At 70.9% G+C, this 20,651-nt stretch carries 13 protein-coding genes; 8 read left to right on the top strand and 5 right to left on the bottom strand.

Annotated features, from left to right (window positions below):
• Positions 1 to 253 precede the first annotated feature (253 nt).
• Positions 254 to 1,462 (top strand): nucleotide sugar dehydrogenase, encoded by a 1,209-nt coding sequence (locus ACZ4W9_RS01620; protein ID WP_467932459.1) that lies wholly within the window; start codon positions 254 to 256, stop codon positions 1,460 to 1,462.
• Positions 1,463 to 1,828: 366 nt separating this feature from the next.
• On the opposite strand, the gene ACZ4W9_RS01625 is transcribed toward ACZ4W9_RS01620, so the two are convergent.
• The 4 genes from ACZ4W9_RS01625 to ACZ4W9_RS01640 all read right to left on the bottom strand — a co-directional run bounded on the left by ACZ4W9_RS01625 (position 1,829) and on the right by ACZ4W9_RS01640 (position 6,501).
• A complete protein-coding gene (locus ACZ4W9_RS01625; RefSeq protein WP_467932461.1) occupies positions 1,829 to 2,953 on the bottom strand; it encodes a GuaB3 family IMP dehydrogenase-related protein in 1,125 nt (374 codons plus the stop codon).
• A gap of 138 nt (positions 2,954 to 3,091) precedes the next feature.
• Positions 3,092 to 4,600: an IMP dehydrogenase gene (gene guaB, locus ACZ4W9_RS01630; RefSeq protein ID WP_467932462.1), complete on the bottom strand. Its 1,509-nt coding sequence runs from the start codon at positions 4,598 to 4,600 to the stop codon at positions 3,092 to 3,094.
• Between the two features lie 163 nt (positions 4,601 to 4,763).
• Positions 4,764 to 5,351, bottom strand: coding sequence for a sigma-70 family RNA polymerase sigma factor (locus ACZ4W9_RS01635; RefSeq protein ID WP_030601058.1), 588 nt, complete (start codon positions 5,349 to 5,351; stop codon positions 4,764 to 4,766).
• A 538-nt stretch (positions 5,352 to 5,889) separates the two neighbouring features.
• Positions 5,890 to 6,501: a response regulator transcription factor gene (locus tag ACZ4W9_RS01640; RefSeq protein ID WP_003948568.1), complete on the bottom strand. Its 612-nt coding sequence runs from the start codon at positions 6,499 to 6,501 to the stop codon at positions 5,890 to 5,892.
• A gap of 381 nt (positions 6,502 to 6,882) precedes the next feature.
• Between ACZ4W9_RS01640 and ACZ4W9_RS01645 the strand changes: the two genes are divergently transcribed.
• Positions 6,883 to 7,215: a WhiB family transcriptional regulator gene (locus tag ACZ4W9_RS01645; protein ID WP_467932463.1), complete on the top strand. Its 333-nt coding sequence runs from the start codon at positions 6,883 to 6,885 to the stop codon at positions 7,213 to 7,215.
• 127 nt (positions 7,216 to 7,342) lie between these two features.
• Here ACZ4W9_RS01645 and ACZ4W9_RS01650 read toward each other — a convergent pair whose 3' ends face one another.
• A complete protein-coding gene (locus tag ACZ4W9_RS01650) occupies positions 7,343 to 8,242 on the bottom strand; it encodes a LysR family transcriptional regulator (RefSeq protein WP_467932465.1) in 900 nt (299 codons plus the stop codon).
• 81 nt (positions 8,243 to 8,323) lie between these two features.
• On the opposite strand from ACZ4W9_RS01650, the gene ACZ4W9_RS01655 reads away from it, so the two are divergent.
• The 6 genes from ACZ4W9_RS01655 (at position 8,324) to pglX (ending at position 20,611) form a co-directional block, all read left to right on the top strand.
• Complete coding sequence (locus tag ACZ4W9_RS01655) at positions 8,324 to 8,992, top strand: MOSC domain-containing protein (RefSeq protein ID WP_467932466.1); 669 nt, start codon at positions 8,324 to 8,326, stop codon at positions 8,990 to 8,992.
• A 75-nt stretch (positions 8,993 to 9,067) separates the two neighbouring features.
• Positions 9,068 to 9,841, top strand: a complete 774-nt coding sequence (locus tag ACZ4W9_RS01660; RefSeq protein WP_467932467.1) for an SDR family NAD(P)-dependent oxidoreductase — start codon at positions 9,068 to 9,070, stop codon at positions 9,839 to 9,841.
• 75 nt (positions 9,842 to 9,916) lie between these two features.
• Entirely contained in the window at positions 9,917 to 10,624 is a 708-nt protein-coding gene (locus ACZ4W9_RS01665; RefSeq protein ID WP_467932469.1) for an ester cyclase, read from the top strand.
• A 191-nt stretch (positions 10,625 to 10,815) separates the two neighbouring features.
• Positions 10,816 to 15,222 carry a BREX system serine/threonine kinase PglW gene (gene pglW, locus ACZ4W9_RS01670; RefSeq protein ID WP_467932470.1) on the top strand — a complete coding sequence of 1,469 codons (4,407 nt, stop codon included), beginning with the start codon at positions 10,816 to 10,818 and terminating at the stop codon, positions 15,220 to 15,222.
• 218 nt (positions 15,223 to 15,440) lie between these two features.
• Positions 15,441 to 16,649, top strand: coding sequence for an LIM domain-containing protein (locus ACZ4W9_RS01675; RefSeq protein WP_467932471.1), 1,209 nt, complete (start codon positions 15,441 to 15,443; stop codon positions 16,647 to 16,649).
• A 44-nt stretch (positions 16,650 to 16,693) separates the two neighbouring features.
• Positions 16,694 to 20,611, top strand: coding sequence for a BREX-2 system adenine-specific DNA-methyltransferase PglX (gene pglX / locus ACZ4W9_RS01680; protein ID WP_467932473.1), 3,918 nt, complete (start codon positions 16,694 to 16,696; stop codon positions 20,609 to 20,611).
• Positions 20,612 to 20,651 lie beyond the last annotated feature (40 nt).

Consider the following 20,651-nt stretch of genomic DNA (forward strand, 5'->3'; position numbering starts at 1 on the left):
TCGCGTCGGCCGCACCCGGTGGGCGTGGCCCCGCTCATGCCCTCCTCATGCCCAAATGATGACCGCGATGCGCCGCTTCAGCCACCACGGGCTCCCCGCCTGTGGACAACTCGCGCACAACCATCGGAAGACACACAAACACAATCACACATAACGGTCATATTCGTACCTAATCTGTCAGTGCGCCCGCTCATGCTGTCCACAGCGGTTGCGCACCTGTCCCGCTTCGGCTACTGGGAAGGACGGCCCACGCATGCCCGCAGACCTCGCCGTCATCGGACTCGGCCCCTACGGACTGCCGCTCGCCCAGGCCGCCGTCGCCGCCGGCGTCCGCACCGCCGGCTACTCCACCGGCCCCGAGGCGGGCCCGCTCAGCCCCGCCGAGCTGCGCCGGATGCACTCCGCCGGCTTCCGGCTCGCCACCGACCCGGCCCAGCTCGGCCGGGTGCGCACCGCGGTGATCTGCGCGCCCACCCCGCGCGGCGCCGACGGCGGCCTCGACCTCGGCCAGGTCGAGGCCGCCGCCCGCACCCTGGCCGGGCACCTGCGCCCGCACACCACGGTCATCCTGGAGTCGCCCATCCTGCCCGGGACCACGGAGGAGTTCCTGCGCCCGCTCCTGGAGGACGGCTCGGGCCTGCGCGCCGGCCGCGACTTCCACCTCGCCTACTCCCCCAGCCGCGTCGACCCCGGCAGCCGCGGCCACACGCCCACCGGCACCCCGAGGGTCATCGGCGGCCTCACCCCCGCCTGCACCGAGTCCGCCGCCGCGTTCTACGGCCGGCTCACCGACAAGGTGGTCCGCGCGCGGGGGCTGCGCGAGGCGGAGACCGTGCAGTTGCTGGAGACCAACTACCGGCACGTGAACATCGCGCTGGTCAACGAGATGGCCGTGCTCTGCCACGAGCTGGGCGTGGACCTGTGGGACGTGATCCGCTGCGCGGAGACCAAGCCCTTCGGCTTCCAGGCGTTCCGGCCCGGTCCCGGCGTCGGCGGGCACGGTGCCGCGCAGGACCTGACCGGGCACGCGACCCGCACCCTGCGCATGGTCGAGCTGGCCCAGCAGGTCAACAGCCGGATGCCCCGGTACGTCGTGCAGCGCGCCGCCACACTCCTGAACGAGCACGGCAAGTCCGCGCGCGGAGCCCGCGTGCTGCTGCTCGGCGTCACCTACAAGCCCGACCTCGCCGACCTCCAGGGCACGCCCGCGCGCGAGATCGCCGTGCGGCTGATGGAGTTCGGCGCGTCCGTGAGCTACCACGACCCGTACGTGCCCGCGTGGAACGTCCTGGACCGCCCGGTCCCGCGCGCGGACTCCCTCTACGAGGCCGCCGCCGACGCCGACCTCACGATCCTGCTCCAGCACCACCGCACGTACGACTTGCAGGGCCTGTCGGTGAAGGCCCAGCTCCTGCTCGACACCCGGGGCGCCACACCCACGGGGGCGGCGCACCGGTTGTGAAGGGGGGCGCGCGGGAGTGTGGGGGCCGGGGACTGGTGGCGTCGGGAATTCCCCGCCGCTACCTTGGGCACAGACGGAGCCCACCGCAGGGGTCACTGCGGCAGGCTCCTGGATGGATCACGGAGTGTCCACCCCTAGCTCTTGTAGGGGTGGCCGCTCACCATCCGAAGATCCGCAAGATCCACCTCCTCCGGAACTTCACCAGCCAAAGCCGAGTGCGGTCCCAGCGGGTGGGCTTGCGGTGGCGTCCCATGGGCGCCCCCTGTCACACAGTGCGCCCCCGAGCGGAGCGGCCGGGGCATGCGGAAGGGCCGGCCGTTCACCAGGAACGACCGGCCCTCGGGGCGTCGCGGGACCGCCCGGCGGTTACCGCCGGTGCTGGCTGTCCGCCACCGTCACCTCGACCCGCTGGAACTCCTTCAGCTCGCTGTAGCCGGTGGTGGCCATGGCGCGGCGCAGGGCGCCGAAGAAGTTCATCGAGCCGTCCGGGGTGTGGGACGGACCGGTGAGGATCTCCTCGATGGTGCCGACCGTGCCGAGGCCGACCTTCTTGCCGCGGGGCAGCTCCTCGTTGACCGCCTCCATGCCCCAGTGGTGGCCCTTGCCGGGCGCGTCCGTGGCGCGGGCCAGCGGGGAGCCCATCATGACGGCGTCGGCGCCGCAGGCGATCGCCTTGGGCAGGTCGCCGGACCAGCCGACACCGCCGTCCGCGATCACGTGCACGTACCGGCCGCCGGACTCGTCCATGTAGTCCCGGCGGGCCGCGGCCACGTCGGCGACGGCCGTCGCCATCGGGACCTGGATGCCGAGGACGTTGCGCGTGGTGTGCGCGGCGCCGCCGCCGAAGCCGACCAGCACGCCGGCCGCACCGGTGCGCATCAGGTGCAGCGCGGCGGTGTACGTGGCGCAGCCGCCGACGATCACCGGGACGTCCAGTTCGTAGATGAACTGCTTGAGGTTCAGCGGCTCGTGCGAGGACGACACGTGCTCCGCCGACACCGTCGTGCCCCGGATGACGAAGATGTCCACGCCCGCGTCCACCACGGCCTTGGAGAACTGGGCGGTGCGCTGCGGGGAGAGCGCGGCGGCGGTGACCACACCGGCGTCGCGCACCTCCTTGATGCGGGCGCCGATCAGCTCCTCCTTGATCGGCGCCGCGTAGATCTCCTGGAGGCGGCGGGTCGCCCGCTCGGCGGGCAGCTCGGCGATCTCGTCCAGCAGCGGCTGCGGGTCCTCGTGCCGGGTCCACAGGCCCTCGAGGTTCAGCACGCCGAGGCCGCCCAGCTCACCGATGCGGATCGCGGTGGCCGGGGAGACCACGGAGTCCATGGGTGCGGCCAGGAACGGCAGCTCGAAGCGGTAGGCGTCGATCTGCCAGGCGATCGAGACCTCCTTCGGGTCCCGCGTACGGCGGCTGGGGACGACGGCGATGTCGTCGAAGGCGTACGCCCGGCGGCCGCGCTTGCCGCGCCCGATCTCGATCTCAGTCACGTCTTGGCCTTTCCCTGATGCGTTTCAGCGTCTTCCAGTATCGCCGACGGCTGCGGCGGCGACCCCCCACCCGCACGGCGAGGGCGGCCCCGGAGCCGTCCGGAGCCGCCCTCGAAGAGCCTCACGCGTGCGCGCGCGTCACTTCTTGCCGCTGTAGTTCGGTGCCTCGACCGTCATCTGGATGTCGTGCGGGTGGCTCTCCTTCAGACCCGCCGAGGTGATCCGCACGAACCGGCCGCCCGCCTGGAGCTCGGGCACGGTCCTGCCGCCGACGTAGAACATCGACTGGCGCAGGCCGCCGACCAGCTGGTGGACGACGGAGGACAGCGGGCCGCGGTAGGGCACCTGGCCCTCGATGCCCTCGGGGATCAGCTGCTCGTCGGAGGCGACGCCCTCCTGGAAGTAGCGGTCCTTGGAGAACGACCTGCGGTCGCCGCGGGTCTGCATGGCGCCGAGCGAGCCCATGCCGCGGTACGACTTGAACTGCTTGCCGTTGATGAACAGCAGCTCGCCCGGGGACTCCTCGCAGCCCGCGAGCAGCGAGCCGAGCATCACCGTGTCGGCGCCCGCGACCAGGGCCTTGGCGATGTCGCCGGAGTACTGCAGACCGCCGTCGCCGATGACCGGGACGCCGGCGTCCTTGGCGGCGAGCGCCGCCTCGTAGATCGCGGTGACCTGCGGCACGCCCACGCCGGCGACGACGCGGGTGGTGCAGATGGAGCCGGGGCCGACGCCCACCTTGATGCCGTCGGCGCCCGCGTCGACCAGGGCCTGGGCGCCGTCGCGGGTGGCGACGTTGCCGCCGATGACGTCGACGCCGGAGGAGTTCGACTTGATCTTGGCGATCATGTCGCCGACCAGCCGGGAGTGGCCGTGCGCGGTGTCCACGACGATGAAGTCGACACCGGCCTCGATCAGGGCCTGGGCGCGCTCGAAGGCGTCGCCGGCCACACCGACCGCCGCGCCGACCAGCAGGCGGCCCTCGGCGTCCTTGGCGGCGTTCGGGTACTTCTCCGCCTTGACGAAGTCCTTGACGGTGATCAGGCCCTTGAGGACACCGCCGTCGTCGACCAGCGGCAGCTTCTCGATCTTGTGCTTGCGCAGCAGCTCCATGGCCTCCGGGCCGGAGATGCCGACCTTGCCGGTGACCAGCGGCATCGGGGTCATGACCTCGCGCACGCGGCGGCTGCGGTCGCTCTCGAAGGCCATGTCGCGGTTGGTGACGATGCCGAGGAGCTTCTTGTCGCCGTCGGTCACCGGGACACCGCTGATGCGGAACTTGGCGCACAGCGCGTCGGCCTCGGCGAGCGTGGCCTCCGGGTGGATGGTGATCGGGTCGGTCACCATGCCGGACTCGGAGCGCTTCACCAGGTCGACCTGGTTGGCCTGGTCCTCGATGGAGAGGTTGCGGTGCAGGACGCCGACACCGCCCTGGCGGGCCATCGCGATCGCCATGCGGGACTCGGTCACCTTGTCCATGGCGGCGGACAGCAGCGGGATGTTGACCCGCACGTTGCGGGAGACGTACGAGGCGGTGTCGATCTCGTCGGGTGCCATGTCCGACGGGCCCGGCAGCAGCAGCACGTCGTCGTAGGTCAGCCCGAGTGTCGCGAATTTACCGGGCACTCCGTCGACGTTTGCAGTCATGACACCTTCCCCAAATGGCCTTGATCGGTGCGGATGTCCATGCTAACGGGAAGCGCCGCTAGCAAATTCCACGGTAAGGGCTCGCTTCCGGCTTCGTATCTTCGTACGAAACCCTCGGTGTGCGGGCGCGGCGGCGAAGCTACGGCGGCCCCCGCCCGGCGGATTACTGCTCGGCGAGCGCTCTGAGACGGCTCAGCGCCCGGTGCTGGGCCACGCGGACCGCGCCGGGTGACATTCCCAACATCTGACCCGTCTCCTCCGCGGTCAAGCCCACGGCGATGCGCAGCAGAAGCAGTTCGCGCTGGTTCTCCGGCAGGTTGGCCAGCAGTTTCTTGGCCCACTCGGCGTCACTGCTGAGCAGGGCGCGCTCCTCGGGACCGAGGGAGTCGTCGGGCCGTTCGGGCATCTCGTCGGAGGGCACGGCCGTCGATCCCGGGTGGCGCATGGCGGCGCGCTGGAGGTCGGCGACCTTGTGGGAGGCGATGGCGAAGACGAACGCCTCGAAGGGGCGGCCGGTGTCGCGGTAGCGGGGCAGCGCCAGGAGGACCGCGACGCAGACCTCCTGGGCGAGGTCCTCCACGAAGTGGCGGGCGTCGCCGGGAAGCCGGGACAGCCGGGTGCGGCAGTAGCGCAGCGCCAGCGGGTGGACCCGGGCGAGCAGATCGTGCGTGGCCTGCTCGTCCCCGTCGACGGCACGATGCACGAGCGCACCGATCGCCCCAGGGGCCGTGCCCGCCTCGTCGTCGCGCATCGGTCCATGGTGCCCTGTGGCCGTGCGGTCCGCCGCATCGTGCTCGTGGTTGTGCACCGAAGCGTTATGAGCAGGTGCGCCGGCACTCATCCCCTGCGCCCTCCCCTTCCGCTCGACCGACTCGTCCCCGAGAGACTCCACATCTCAAGGATGCGGCATCCGCGCCGAAACGAGCAGCGCGCGTCCGGCGGGCCGCCTTGCGCGCGCCGTCGCGGGGCGCGTCCCGCGGGGGTACGACGACCGGTCGCACCCGCCATGCCGACGGCGCCGACGTGCGCCGGAGCACCCCTGCGGGCTCCCGCACGCCGGGGCGTACGGCGGTGCGTACGACCGGCCACACACCGACGCGCATGTGTGCGGCGACACCCGGAACGGCCCCGTCGCCGCACCGGAGGACGGCGACGGCGCACGTACGCCGTTCGCGCGAGCCCGGGCCCGGCGACCGGGCACCCGGGCGGCCCGGCCCCTCTGCCGGGGTCACCCGGAGAGGGGGCCGCAGGGGGCGTCGAGCGCGGCGTCCGGTCCGGTCGGGGCCGGGTTACCGGACCAGGCCCCAGCGGAAGCCGAGGGCCACCGCGTGGGCGCGGTCCGAGGCGCCCAGTTTCTTGAACAGGCGGCGGGCGTGCGTCTTGACCGTGTCCTCGGAGAGGAACAGCTCACGGCCGATCTCGGCGTTGGAGCGGCCGTGGCTCATGCCCTCCAGGACCTGGATCTCGCGCGCGGTGAGCGTGGGCGCCGCGCCCATCTCCGCCGAGCGCAGCCGGCGCGGGGCGAGCCGCCAGGTCGGGTCGGCGAGCGCCTGCGTCACCGTGGCCCGCAGTTCCGCGCGCGAGGCGTCCTTGTGCAGGTAGCCCCGGGCGCCGGCGGCGACCGCGAGGGCCACGCCGTCCAGGTCCTCGGCGACGGTGAGCATGATGATGCGTGCGCCCGGATCGGCGGACAGCAGCCGGCGCACGGTCTCGACGCCGCCCAGGCCGGGCATGCGCACGTCCATCAGGATGAGGTCGGAGCGGTCGGCGCCCCAGCGGCGGAGGACTTCCTCGCCGTTGGCCGCCGTCGTCACACGCTCGACACCGGGCACGGTCGCGACCGCGCGGCGGAGCGCTTCTCGGGCAAGCGGGGAGTCGTCGCAGACGAGGACGGATGTCATGACCGCCCTCCGCAGCTGATGCGCGTCACCTTGAGCCTCCAGGCTGGTACGGAATCGTCACCTGTGCGGTCGACCGTCTCGGACGCCTGCCCGAGCGCTTCTTCTTTCAACCGCCTCCGCACTCTCAACGACGGTCACTCGAAAGAGTTACGGGGCCGCGTGCCGTCTTCGGCACTCTATGTGAGGGGACCGACACGGTGCCGGTATGCCCGGCGGACTCTCAACTTTTCATCACAACCTATGACCCATTTGGCCCCTTTTCTTCCCGCTTCGCAGTGTCTGGGGCTAGATTCGCAATGAGTCATATTTTCATCTCCTTAGACCGGAGATGTACGGTCGTTGGCACCGTACCCGCCCAGATCGGCGACAAGGGGTCACGTAATGGCAGATTTCTCCCGCCTTCCCGGGCCGAACGCGGACCTGTGGGACTGGCAGTTGCTGGCTGCCTGCCGCGGCGTGGACAGCTCGCTCTTCTTCCACCCGGAGGGCGAGCGCGGGGCGGCTCGGAGCGCTCGCGAGAACTCGGCCAAAGAGGTCTGCATGAGGTGCCCGGTCCGCGCACAGTGCGCGGCGCACGCGCTGGCGGTGCGCGAGCCGTACGGCGTCTGGGGCGGCCTGACCGAGGACGAGCGCGAGGAGTTGATGGGGCGGGCACGCAACCGGCTGGTGACGGCCTCCTCCGCCACCGGCGGGGACACCGCTCAGGACCACTGAAGGAACGTTTCAGCAGGCCAGGGCCCGCCCACCGGGTGAATCCGCGCGTCCCACCCGGGGCAGACCCCGCACGGGGGCACACGCGCGTGCCCGTGACGCGGCGCCGCGAGCCGCCGCGCGCCCGGCGTCACATGCGCCCGGCCGCCCGGGCCAGCTGCTCCAGGGTCGCCGCCACGGCCGGCACCTGGGCCAGGTCGGGCAGGGTCAGGGCGACGATCTCGCGTCGTACCGCCGGTTCCAGCCGTACCGCGCGCACGCCGCGCGGCCGTACGGACTCCACGGCCAGCCGGGGCAGTACGGCGACCCCGAGGCCCGCGCCGACCAGGCCGACCACGGCCGGGTAGTCGTCGGTGGCGAAGTCGATGCGCGGAGTGAAGCCGGCCCCCTCGCAGACCTCCACCAGCTGGCCGCGGCAGCGCGGGCAGCCCGCGATCCACGGTTCCTGGGCCAGTTCGCCGATGGCGACGGTCTCCGCCCGCGCGAGCCGGTGCCGTTCGGGCACCAGGGCGACCAGGCGGTCCGTCAGCAGGGGCCGTACGACGAGATCGTCCCACTCCTCGGCGACGGCGGCCCCCTCGTAGCGGAAGGCCAGGGCGAGGTCGCAGTCGCCTTCGCGCAGCAGTGCCACGGACTTCGGGGGCTCGGCCTCCTCCAGGGAGACGCGGGTGCCGGGGTGGGCGGCGCGCAGCGCGGCCAGGGCGGTGGGCACGAGCGTGGAGCTGCCGCTGGGGAAGGAGACCAGCCGGACCCGGCCCGCGCGCAGGCCGGCGATGGCGGCGACCTCCTCCTCGGCCGCGGTGAGCCCGGCGAGGATGCCGGAGGCGTGCCGGACGAGGGCCTCGCCAGCCTGGGTCAGGCGCATCTCGCGTCCGTTGCGGACCAGCAGCGGGGTGCCGACCGAGGCCTCCAGGGCCTTCATCTGCTGGCTGACGGCGGGCTGGGTGCAGCCCAGTTCGCGTCCGGCCGCCGAGAAGGAGCCGGTGGTGGCGACGGCGCGCAGGACGCGGAGATGACGGGCCTCGATCACCCTCCGAGCATAAGCCAACCTTTGGGTGATGTGCCCGATAACGCTTCGCCGCTTTGGGCGCCGATCGCTTAGCGTGCTGGGATGAAGCTTCTCTCCGTCAATCTGGGCCGCCCCCGGCCCGTGCCCTACACCAGCCAGCCGGACGGTGTGACCGGCATCCGCAAGCAGCCGGCCGAGGGGCCGGTCCGGGTGGCGGCGCCCGGACCCAAGGGGGTCGGCGCGAGCGGGCTGGCCGGGGACGCGGTGTGCGACACGCGCCATCACGGCGGGGACGACCAGGCGGTGTACGCGTACGCCCGCGAGGACCTCGACGCCTGGCAGCGGGAACTGGGCCGGCCGCTGGCCAACGGCTGCTTCGGCGAGAACCTGACGACGGACGGTCTGGACGTCTCCGGGGCGCTGATCGGCGAGCGCTGGCGGATCGGCGCGCACGTGGTGCTGGAGGTGACCGCGGGCCGCATCCCGTGCGCCACGTTCCAGGGCCACATGGGCGAGCGCGGCTGGATCAAGAGGTTCACCCGGAAGGGCGCGACGGGCGCCTACCTCCGGGTGATCGAGCCGGGTGAGATCCGCTCGGGCGACCCGGTGGAGATCGTGTACCGGCCGGACCACGGGGTGACGGCGGAGATGCAGTTCCGCGCGGTGACCACCGAGCGCGCACTGCTGCCCCGGCTGCTCGCGGCGGGCGAGGCACTGCACTCGGAGACGCTGGCCAGGGCCCGCGCGTACGTGACGGAGCAGCGGGTCTGAGCGGCCGTCGGCGACCGGGGGACGGACGGCGCGCGGTCCTCGGGGGCTGTCGGTCCGGGTCACTACCCTTGGGCCATGACAACGGCTCTGATTACGGGATCGACCGCGGGGATCGGCGCCGCGTTCGCGCGGCGGCTGGCGGCTGACGGGCAGGACCTGGTGCTGGTGGCCCGGGACACCGGGCGGCTGCGCGAACAGGCGACGGAACTGCACGACCGGCACGGCGTCGAGGTGGAGGTGCTGCCCGCCGACCTCTCCCTGGACGAGGGCATCGAGGCGGTGGCCGCCCGGCTCGGCGACCGGAAGAACCCGGTCGACCTGCTGATCAACAACGCCGGCTTCGGCAACAAGGGCCGCTATCTGGACGTGTCGATGGCGGACGAGCTGCGGATGCTGAAGGTGCACTGCGAGGCCGTGCTGCGGCTGACGTCGGCGGCGGCCGGGGCGATGCGCGAGCGCGGCCGGGGCGGGGTGGTGAACGTCGCCTCGGTGGCCGCCTTCGTGCCGCGCGGCACCTATGGCGCGTCGAAGGCGTGGGTCGTGCAGTTCACCCAGGGCGCGGCGCGGGACCTGGCGGGCAGCGGCGTCCGGCTGATGGCGCTGTGCCCGGGGTTCGTGCGCACCGAGTTCCACCGGCGGGCGGGGATGGGCACCGACAACATCCCCGGCTGGCTGTGGCTGGACGCCGACAAGCTGGTCGCGGCGGCCCTGGCCGACCTGGCGCGCGGCAGGACCGTGTCCATCCCGGATCCCCGGTACAAGGCGCTGATGGGCCTGGTGAAGGTGACGCCGCGCGGGCTGCTCGGCGGGATCAGCTCGCGGACGGGGCGCAAGTACGGGCCGCGGTAGCGCGCGGGTGGCGCGGACGTCCCGGTGGGAAAATGGGCGGGACGGTACCGGACCAGGGGGGCCGGAGGCGGCGCCATGACCTTCGTACAGCTCATCGAGTGCAGGACGAGCCGGCTGGACGAGATGAACCGGCTGATGGACGACTGGGCCCGGCACACCGACGGGAGCCGGACGGCGACGCACACGGTGGTCGGCCGGGACCGCGCGGACGCGTCGCACGTGGTGGAGGTGGTGGAGTTCGCCTCGTACGAGGAGGCGGTGCGGACCTCGCGCCTCCGGGAGACGGAGCGGGTCTTCCGGGATCTGGGGGCGCTGTGCGACGAACGGCCGAGGGTGACCGGTCTGGACGTCGTACGGGACGAGCGCCCGGCGGAGCGCGTCGTGCGCCGGTTCTTCGAGGCGCTGGGCACCGCGGGCGAGCTGCCGCCGCTGAACGACCTGCTGGACGAGGACGTGCACAGCCGCGATCCGATGAACCCGCAGGACACCGTCGGGCTGGACCACGCGCGCGCCGAGTTCCGGATGTGGCGCGCCGCCTTCGACTTCGCGTTCACCGTCGAGGACGTGCTCGCCGAGGACGACCGGGCCTGCGCCCGCTGGTCGTGGCGCGGCACGCACCGGGGCGACTTCCTGGGCATCGCGCCCACCGGCCGGCGGGCCGCCATGACCGGGATGACGCTGTTCCGGTTCGGCACCGACGGAAAGATCACCGAGCTGTGGTGGCAGCACGACCAGCTGGGGCTGATGCAGCAGCTGGGTGCGCTGGACGAGCTGGAGCGGTAGGGGTCGCTTCCGTTGCAAGCGGCACGAGGACTGCTCCACGTCCGGTCCTTCTCCTGACATCATCACTGGGCGCTTGCACCTAATTGGTACCGGTGTCAGAGGCGCAGACTAGGATTTTGGCCTCGCCATCGAGGGGGCAATGGCCGTGCCGCTGCACTCCTCCTTCCATACCGCCGTTCTGGAGGTGCTTGGTGCCCGCTGTTCCCAAGCCGGCTGCTCCCGCTCCTCGGGAGTGCTGGTTCCAGCCACGACGGTCAGGATTCCAGTGGGAGCAGGAAGGGCTGGACCACCTCCGGGAGCTGATGCCGAAGACGGAACCCTTCCGGGCGTGGGTGACGTTCCAGTTCACAGGGGCCTCTGGTCGGACCAACGAATGCGATGTGCTGATCGCCGTTCCGGGGGGGCTCTATCTCCTGGAGTTGAAGGGCCACCCCGGCAGGGTGGTGAACCACGGCGACACCTGGCAGTTCCACGGCGACCGGGTGCGCACCCTGCGCAATCCCCTCTATCTGACCGATCTGAAGGCCAAGGAACTGAAGGGACAGTTGGAGCGCGCTGCCCGTGTGCTGGGCATGAACGTGCGGGACGTTCCGTTCATCAAACCGGCGGTGTTCTTGCACGATCCGGGACTCCTCAGTGAGCTGGACGAGTTCCAGCGGACCTCGGTCTACGGCCGCAACGACGGCGCGAGCGGACTGCCGAGGATTTGGGACGATCTGCTGGGCCGCCCGCCGGAGCGAGAGAGCTGGCGCATCACCCCGGTGATCAGCCAGCGCCTGGAACGGCTGATGCAGAAGATCGGGATCAGCCACTCCACCGCACACCTGCGGTTCGGGGACGACTGGAAGCTCGAACCGCGCGCTCTGGACGCGGGTCCCGGCTGGGAGGACCGGCTGGCGGTGCGGGACGACGGCCTGGTCCAGGAGAGTGGGCGGGTCCGTATATACCTGGCGGGCGCCGCGGCCTCGGACGAGCAACGCGCGAAGGTGGACCGGGCCGCGCGCCGTGAGTACCAGGTGCTGCAGGGCATCAATCACCGGGGCATCGTGCAGGCGGCGCAGATCCGTGAGCACCAGGGCGGCCCGGCGATCCTCTTCCGGCATCGTGAGTCGGACCTCCGGCTGGACGCCTACCTCGACGCGTACGGCGGTCGTCTCACTCCCGCGCAGCGTCTCGATCTGGTGAGGCAGCTCGCCGAGGCCGTGCGGTACGCGCACCACCGGTCCCTTTACCACCGGGCCCTGGCCGCGCGCTCGGTCTACGTCTCGGCACGCGACGACGGCAGTGAACCGGTACTGCGGATCGCCGACTGGCAGACCGCGGCCCGTGACTTCGAGACGACGCTGCACCGCTCGCTCGGAGACACCCCCCTGGACGGGGGGCTGATCGCGGACACGGCGCAGGTGTACCTGGCGCCGGAAACGGACCAGGAGTTCGCCGACCCGGTGGACCTCGACGTCTTCGGGCTGGGCGCCCTCACCTACCTGCTGCTCACGGGCCGCCCGCCGGCGGACCGGCGCAGCGCGCTGCTGGAACGCCTGCAGAGTGACGGCGGGCTGCACCCCTATGCCGTCTCCGACTCCGTCTCGGCGGCGCTGGACACCCTCGTCTTCCGAGCCACGTCGGCGGACGTCCGGGACCGTCTGGCGTCGGTCGACGAGTTCCTGGAGCGGCTGGGCTCGGCGGAAGCGGACGCGGCCGCGGCCTCCGCGGACGGGGGGCCGGTCGCCGATCCCCTGACCGTGCAGCCGGGGCAGCCGCTGGACGGTGCCTGGACGGTGGTCCGTGTACTCGGCACCGGCGCCACGGCCCGCGCACTGCTGGTGCGCCGCACCGATACGGACGACGGGGAGCAGCCCCTCCGGGTCTTCAAGGTCGCGCTCGACCAGGAGAAGGATGCGCGCCTGCTGGCGGAGGCGAAGGCGCTGAAGGAGGTGGGCGGCGGTCACATCGTGAAGCTGCTCGCCGATCCGCGCGAGTTGGCCGGCCACACGGTCCTCGACATCGAGTACGCGGGCGGCTTCCGGAGTGAGGACGACCGTGAGCCGGTGAGTCTCGGCTCCCGGCTGCGGGACCAGGGCCCCTTGGGTTACGACCAGTTGGAGCGGTTCGGCAACGACCTGTTCCAGGCGCTGGACACCCTGGCGGCGCGCGGAGTGCGGCACCGCGACATCAAGCCGGACAACCTGGGCCTGTTCAAGCGGAGTGACGGCTCATGGCAGCTGATGCTGTTCGACTTCTCCCTGGCGGACGCTCCGGACCACGACGTGCACGCGGGCACCCGCGGGTACCTCGATCCGTTCCTGGGTGGGGCCGGCCGTTCACGCTACGACGATCACGCCGAGTGGTACGCCGCTGCGGTCACCCTGCACGAGATGGCCTCAGGAGAGCGGCCGGTGTGGGGGGACGGGCAGGGTGACCCGCGGATGGTAGCGGACGCGAGCCTGCACGTGTCGGCCGAGCTTTTCCCGCAGGCCCTGAGCGAAGGACTGAGAGCCTTCTTCGAGCGGGCACTGCACCGGGACGTCGAGCGCCGCTACGACACCCTTGCGCAGCTCCAGGAGGCGTGGCGGCAGGTCTTCCGGAAGGCGGACGCGGCCCGCCCGGCGACGACACCGGCCACGGTCGGGCTGAGCGCGGACGACTTGGAGGACGCCCGGGAGCAGGCCGCCGAGGCGGCCACCCTGAAGACTCCGCTGGCGGCTGCCGGTCTCTCACCGCGCGCGGTGTCGGTCGCCGAGAGCCTCAAGGCCCACACCGTCGAACAGTTGCTGGACATCCCCCCGCACCACATCTCCCGGGCGCGCGGCGCGGGCAACGCGATCCGCAAGGAGCTGAACCGCCGGCACCGCCAGTGGACCCAGGCGCTGCGCCGTAAGGCCGCTGCCAAGAGGCCGGTGGCGCTGGAGCCGGACGCTCCGGAAGAGGTCCTCGAGTCGGTCGACACCCTGGCCGCGCGCCTCACGCCGCCCGAGGGCAAGCGCCGTACCCGGCCCCGCCCCGACGTGGTGCGTGCGACCCTCCAGCTGCCAGGTGTCCTGGAGGCCGGGGAGCCGCTGGAGCCGTGGCCGGCGCAGAGCCTGATCGCGAAGGCCCTGGGCATCAGCCAGCCGACGGTGTCGCAGAACCAGCAGGCCGCGGTCGAACAGTGGGCCGAGTTGTCCTGGCTCGGCCGGGTCCGCGACGAGCTGGTGGCGATCCTGACCGACCGAAATCGTGTGTCGACGGCGGAGGAGCTGGCTTCGGAGCTGCGCGCCCGGCACGGCGCGGGCACCAGTGACCCGGCCGAGGCCCAGGCCAAGGCGCTGGCCGTGGTCCGCGCCGCGGTGGAGACGGAGATCCGCAAGCGGGACGACGAGCCCGCCGGGGCCGGCGAGGCACCGCCCCGCTTCGCCGTGCAGCGGCGCGGCGGCCGGGTCGTCATCGCGCTGGAGGACCAGCCGGGCGCCGACGACCCCACGCCCGCCGAACTCGCCGATTACGCGACCCTGCTGGGCGAGCAGGCGGCGGACCTCGCCGGACGCGACCCCCTGCCCGGCCGTGCCACGGTGCTCCGGGAACTGCGCGCCGTGCCCGCGCCCGACGGCATGGCTCCGCTCGCCGACACCCGGTTGGTGGAGCTGGCCGCTTCCATGGCGGGTGGCGTGGCCTTCTCCCCCCGGCTGGAACTGTTCCCGCTGTCGCTGGGCCTGGAGCGGGCGCTGCGCATCTCGCAGGCCCCGGCGGGCGTCCGCCCCGAGACCGGCATCTCCACGGCGGACCTGCTGGCCCGGGTCCGGGCACGGTTTCCCGGCCTGTCCGTGCTGGACGGGACGACGTACGTGGAGCTGGGCGATGCGCTGGTCGAGGCGGGTTTCCCGTTGGTCTACGACCAAGAGCGGCGCCGTTTCGTACCGAAGGCGCAGGAGGGTGCGGGCAGTCGTCTGAACCTGTCCTCCTCAATCCTGACCAGCACCGGTTCCCTCTACGCCGCCGCCCAGGGCCGTATCGCCGAGGGCCGGGACCCGAGGGAGGTGCTGTCGGCACGGCTCGCGCACACCCGTCGCCGCGGGGGCTTCCTGGCACTCACGCTGAAGGGCGCGGAACTGCCCGATGTCGCCGATGGGCTGGCGGAGCGGTTCGACGCCACCGCCGTGCCGCTGAACGGCATGTTCCTGGACGCGCTGAAGGAGCTGGCCGAGGAGCAGTCGGTGCGCTGGCAGGCCCTGTTGAAGGCGGACGCCAAGTTCACCTCGACGGGCACGCTCGGCGCTGCGCTCGCCTCCTACACGCGACTGGCGGCGGAGCGGGTACGGCAGCGGCTCGTGGACCTCGCGGAGCGCTCCGGCCCGCGCACCGTCCTGCTCGCCCATGAAGCCGGCCTGATCGCCCGCTACTGGGAGGCCGGGGGCCGGGAGCTGCTGGCCTCGCTCCAGCAGTCGGCGCGGCGCCCCGCCGACGCCCCGCACGGCCTGTGGCTGCTGCTTCCGGCGGAGGATCCGCGTGCCACGCCGACACTGGACGGCCGGACCGTGGAGGTGGTGGACCGGGCGACGGAGTGGGAGGTGCTGGACGGGCTGTTCCTGAAGAGCCTGCGCCTGGCCGATTCACCCGCTTGATCGTCCGGGGTCGGTGGACCGTACCGGCGCCCGCGGAGGCCTCGGACACCGAGTGCCATCCTGACGGAACGCCTTGCCCGGCGAAGTGGGGAAATCTACGCTGATCATCTCTTCCGCTCGGGGAAACGGCGCCCCTGGGTCCGGCTCGTGTTCCGCTCCCGGTCCGCCGCTGCCGAGGGGAGACCTGGAGGGCGGGAGATCCGAGGGGATCGGTTGTGATGAAGGTGGGCGGGGGCCTCCTCGGCAAGAAGATCGTGAAGGTGTATCCGCCGCGGGGGGACACACAGCTCGTGCGGCTGGTTACGGTCGCGCCCTTCCCCTGCGCGCGCTGCGGTCAGACGAAGACGGCGAAGCTGGTCGCCGTACGGGGTGACGACCTGTACTGCAACGGCTGCTACGGGCGTATGGGGGCGTCGGCCCCGGAGCCGGTCGCGGACGCGCAGCCGCCGGCCCCGGAGGCGGAGGACCTCGCACGGGTAGTCGTCGGGGAACTCGACGGCGGGCTGCCCCACTCGGTGGTTAACACCGGTCTCACGGTGGAGTGGAAGTTCTACGTGCGGGCCGAGCACCTCCTGCACGGCACGTGCCCCGTTCCGGCCGAGATGGCCGGCCGGGCCGCTCCCCAGGAACCGCTCGACCTGACGTTCCTGCGCGGACGCCACCGCATCAGGGTCCTGGACGAGCAGAGGGGCATCAGGCTCGACACCAACGGCACCGAGCCGGTCCTGACCGGTCTGACGTGGCAGTCCTTCGTCCTGCCCGGCACCCGCGTGTCGGTGCGGTGGGATACGTGGAGGAAGCTGCGCCTGGCCTACACCCCGCTGGACGAGCCCGTCGTCTTCGGCGGCACCGTGGTCCGCTACGCGTACGACCCGAGGATCACGACCCGTGAACTCGCGGCGTTCGACGCCCGCGTGGACCGGGTGGAGGAACTCGTTCTGATCGCGCTGCGCGAACTCGGTTACCTGGACGAGAAGGGCCGAGCCCTGCTGCCACGGGAGGCGCTGGTCCGGAACACCGTCGAGCGCGCGCAGCCGTCGGAGCGGCCGGCCGTGAAGAAGATTCACGGGGCGATCGAACGGCTCCTGTCCCGCCGGATCCTCACGTGGGAGCAGGGCAGCATCGACCGGGCCGCCATGCTGCACTATCCGGCGCGGCGCGGGGAGACACCTGTTCCGCTGCTCTGCTACGCCCCGGTGCTCCGGGTCGCGGGACACGAGGACCTCCGCGATGACCCGAGCGCGGGCTACGGCGTGAGCGCCCACCGGGTCGCGGGGCACCTGATGCGCATCGGCCACCTCGGCAAGGACGCGAGCCCGGAGGCGGCAGCCGCCTATCGGGAGGATCACGCCAGGGCCGGCCTGGCCGGGCCCCACGAGCTGCCCCGGGGCTTCACGTACGTGCGTGAGCACGAGCGGGGGATGTAGGCGAGGGCGCGTACGGCGGTGGGGTTGCGCCCGTCCCGGTCCGCATGGCCGGACCGCTGGTGTGTGGCACCGGCAACCGTCTGACCAGCGCGAATACCGAGTCGCGCCTGGTGGACGGCTCGGTATGCATCGGTTTCAACGAATGCGGTGCATCGGGGCTGGCAGGATGGGACGGCGGGCCGGGAGGTTCGCAGGGAAATCGGTGCGTCCGCGGTGATCGCGGCACCGTGAGCAGGATGAGAGGTGCGGCTGTGACGGTGACGCCTGAGGAGACACAAGGGGCGGGGGCCTCGCTCGACAGGACACGGCTGCTGAAGGATCTTCAAGCGCAGGCCCGGATCCTTGAGGACGATCTCCGGGCCCGGACCGAGAACGAGCCCGAGTTCCGCGACGCGCTGCGCGTAGAGTACGACAAGGCGGTCGCGGCGGAGCGTACGGCCGCGATGTACGAGACCTGGCGGGACGAGCGGGTCGTGCAGATCGCCGCCGCGTGGGTGCTGGCGTGCGTCTTCGTACGGTTCAGCGAGGACAACGGGCTGATCCCGGACGCGTGGCTCTCGGGGCCGGGTGATCGGCTGGCCGAGGCGCAGGACCGGCACGACGCGTATTTCCGGGAGAACCCGTCGAAGAACGACCGGGACTGGCTGCTGGACTCCTTCGACGCGCTGGCGAAGTCGCACCGGACGGTGGAGGGGCTGTTCGACCGTGGGCACAACCCGCTGTACGAGGTGACGCCCTCGTACGAGGCGGCCACGGCCCTGCTCGCGTTCTGGCGGCAGCGGGGCGCGGACGGCGAGATCGTCCACGACTTCACCGACCCCTCCCTGGACACGCGTTTCCTCGGCGACCTGTACCAGGACCTGTCCGAGCACGCCCGCAAGACGTACGCGCTGCTCCAGACCCCGGTGTTCGTGGAGGAGTTCATCCTCGACCTGACCCTTGAGCCCGCCGTGGAGGAGTTCGGGCTGACGCCGGCCTGGAAGCACCGGCCGGTGGACTGGGACGGCGAGGTGTGGGCCGACGGTCCGGGCGGTGAGGAGGTCGTCCGGGGGCTGCGGTGCATCGACCCCGCGTGCGGCTCCGGGCACTTCCTGCTGGGCATGTTCGAGCGGCTGCTGGCCAAGTGGCGGGAGGCCGAGCCGGGGACCGAGTCGTGGGTGCTGGTACGGCGGGCGCTGGAGTCCGTACACGGCGCCGACAAGAACCCGTTCGCCGTGGCCATCGCCCGGTTCCGGTTGTTGGTGGCCGCGTTGAAGGCGGGCGGCGTGCGGGACTTGAGCGCGGCTCCCGGGTTGCCTATTCGGGTGGCTGTGGCGGACTCGTTGCTGCATGGGCGGGGTGCCGAGACGGTTACCGAGGCGCTGGACACCCTGTTCGCGGAGAACCAGCCCTTCTATTTCCGCACCGAGGACGTGGAGGAGTACGCGCGGGAGGTTGATCTTCTCGGGCGAGGGTCGTATCACGTGGTGGTGGGGAATCCGCCTTACATCACGGTGAAGGACGCTAGCGAAAACGAGACCTATCGTAGGGCCTACGACGCCTGTGCAGGCACGTACGCCCTCTCTGTTCCTTTTGCACAGCGGATCTTCGAGCTGGCAGTGCGGGCGGGGGGTAGCCAAAGAGACGGCGGTTTCACAGGGCAAATCACTGCCAACTCATTCATGAAGCGCAAGTTCGGTCGCCTTCTTATCGAGAAGTTCTTCGCCACGGTTGACCTGACGCACGTCATCGATACATCAGGCGCTTACATTCCAGGCCACGGAACTCCAACGGTTATCTTGGCCGGACGAAACAGGAACCATCGGAGCGCAGAGCAGGTACGCGTAGTAATGGGAATTAAGGGCGAACCAGAGCCGCCCGAGGATGCTGCGCATGGCTTGGTATGGACAGCAATTCAACAGCTTATCCGGCAACCGGGCGAGTCATCTCAATGGGCGAGTGTCGACGACCTGGAGAGGCCTCGGCTGGCGAAGCACCCGTGGGCGTTGAGCGGTGGTGGCGCCGCCAATCTGCTCCAAAAATTCGACAAGGATACCAAACTCCGAAGTAAAATCGAGCCACCCGTCGGGCGAGCGATTCGCGCTGGTTCCGACGATGCCTTCAGTCGCCCGCGTCCCGTGAAAGCGCTAAGCCATACGGATATCGTGGCACTTCGCCCTATCGTGCGTGGCGAAAATGTGCGCGACTGGGGGCTGCACAACCTTGGACTCACCTGGTATCCGTACACATCCGAAGGACTCGTTCGCAGCGATTTGCAGGACGAACTTTGGCCGCTGCGCACACTGCTTGCCGCTCGGCGAACTTTCCAAGGAGACATGGAAGCGGCGGGACGCGCTTGGTGGGAATACATGCAACACACCAAATCGGCATACGCCACCCCGCTTTCCATCACATTTGCCAATGTTGCCACTCATTTGCATTTCACCCTCGACCGTGGCGGCAAGGTCTTCGACGCTCACGCTCCCGTGATCAAGTTGCCGAAGGGGTCTAACGAGGACCAGCATCTTGAGCTTATGGGGTTGCTGAACTCGTCATCCGCCGAGTTTTGGCTCAAGCAAGTATGCCAAGGAAGGGGAAACCGAGGGGGCGAGCGCTCAACGGGACGTTGGGCCTGGGAGGAGTACTACGAATTCACCGGGAACAAGCTTCAGGAATTTCCGCTCCCCAAGCAACTCCCCCTTGCCCTCGGCCGTGCAATTGACTCACTCGCTCAACAACTGGTTCAGCTTGAGCCTTCTGGCGCCGCCCGCGATGCCGTGCCCACTCGCGAAGCCTTGAGTGAGGCCCGCAATGCCCAAGAGCAGATCCGCGCCCGGATGATCGCCCTGCAAGAGGAGCTGGACTGGACCGTCTACGGCGCGTACGGGCTGCTCAGTAGCGAGGAGGTTGCGCGGACCACCACTGACGACGTCCCCGAAGTCGCCCTTGGTCAGCGGGCGTTCGAGATCGTGCTCGCCCGCAAGGTGACCGCCGGGGAAGCCGAGACCGCGTGGTTCGAGCGGCACGGGTCCACCCCTGTCACCGAGATCCCCGCCCACTGGCCGGAGGCGTACCGGAGGGTCGTGCAGGCCCGGATCGATCTCATCGAGGCCAACAAGGACATCCGTCTCATCGAGCGGCCCGAGTACAAGCGGCGCTGGTCCATCGAGCCCTGGGAGAAGCGCGAAGCCGCCGCCCTCCGGAGCTGGTTGCTCGATGCCGCCGAGCGTGAGGACCTGTGGTTCGAGGAGCGGGACGGGTTTACCGTGCCCCGGCTGCTCACCGTCAACCAGCTCGCCGACGCGCTGCGCCACGACAAGGACGTCCAGGCCGTCGCCGAGCTGTACGCCACCGATCACCTCGGCAAGCGTGACGCCTCCCTCGCCACCGTGCTCGCCGCTGTCATCGACGCCGAGCACGTGCCGTACCTCGCCGCCCTGCGTTACAAGGACTCCGGTCTGCGCAAGCGGGCCCAGTGGGAGCAGGTCTGGGAGCAGCAGCGGGAGGAGGACCGTACGGGACAGCGGCTCGACATCAAGGTGCCGCCGAAGTACACCGGCGCCGACTTCATCAAGCACTCCTACTGGTCCAACCGAGGCAAGCTCGACGTTCCCAAGGAGCGCTTCATCTCCTACCCCGGCGCCTCGCTGGAGTCGGACGGCTCCCTCCTCCTCGGCTGGGCCGGCTGGAACCACCGGGACCAGGCCGACGCCCTGGTCGGTCTCATCCGCAGCCGGATCGAGGTCGGCGGCTGGGACAAGAAGGACCCCCGGCTCGTGCCCCTGCTCGCCGGGCTCCGGGAAGTGATGCCCTGGGTCCACCAGTGGTACGGCGAGTACGACGAGGAGTGGGAGGGCAACCCCGCCGAGGAGTTCCAGGCCGCCCTCGACTCGGGCCGCGCGGACGCGGAGGTATCCGAGACGGACCTCGTCAAGTGGCGTCCGGAGAAGAAGACCGGCGGGCGTAAGAAGAAGAGCGAGTAAGCAAGCGCAGAGGGGCGGTCGACTGCCGACCGCCCCTCCG

Source organism: Streptomyces sp. NPDC029296, from assembly GCF_055569255.1.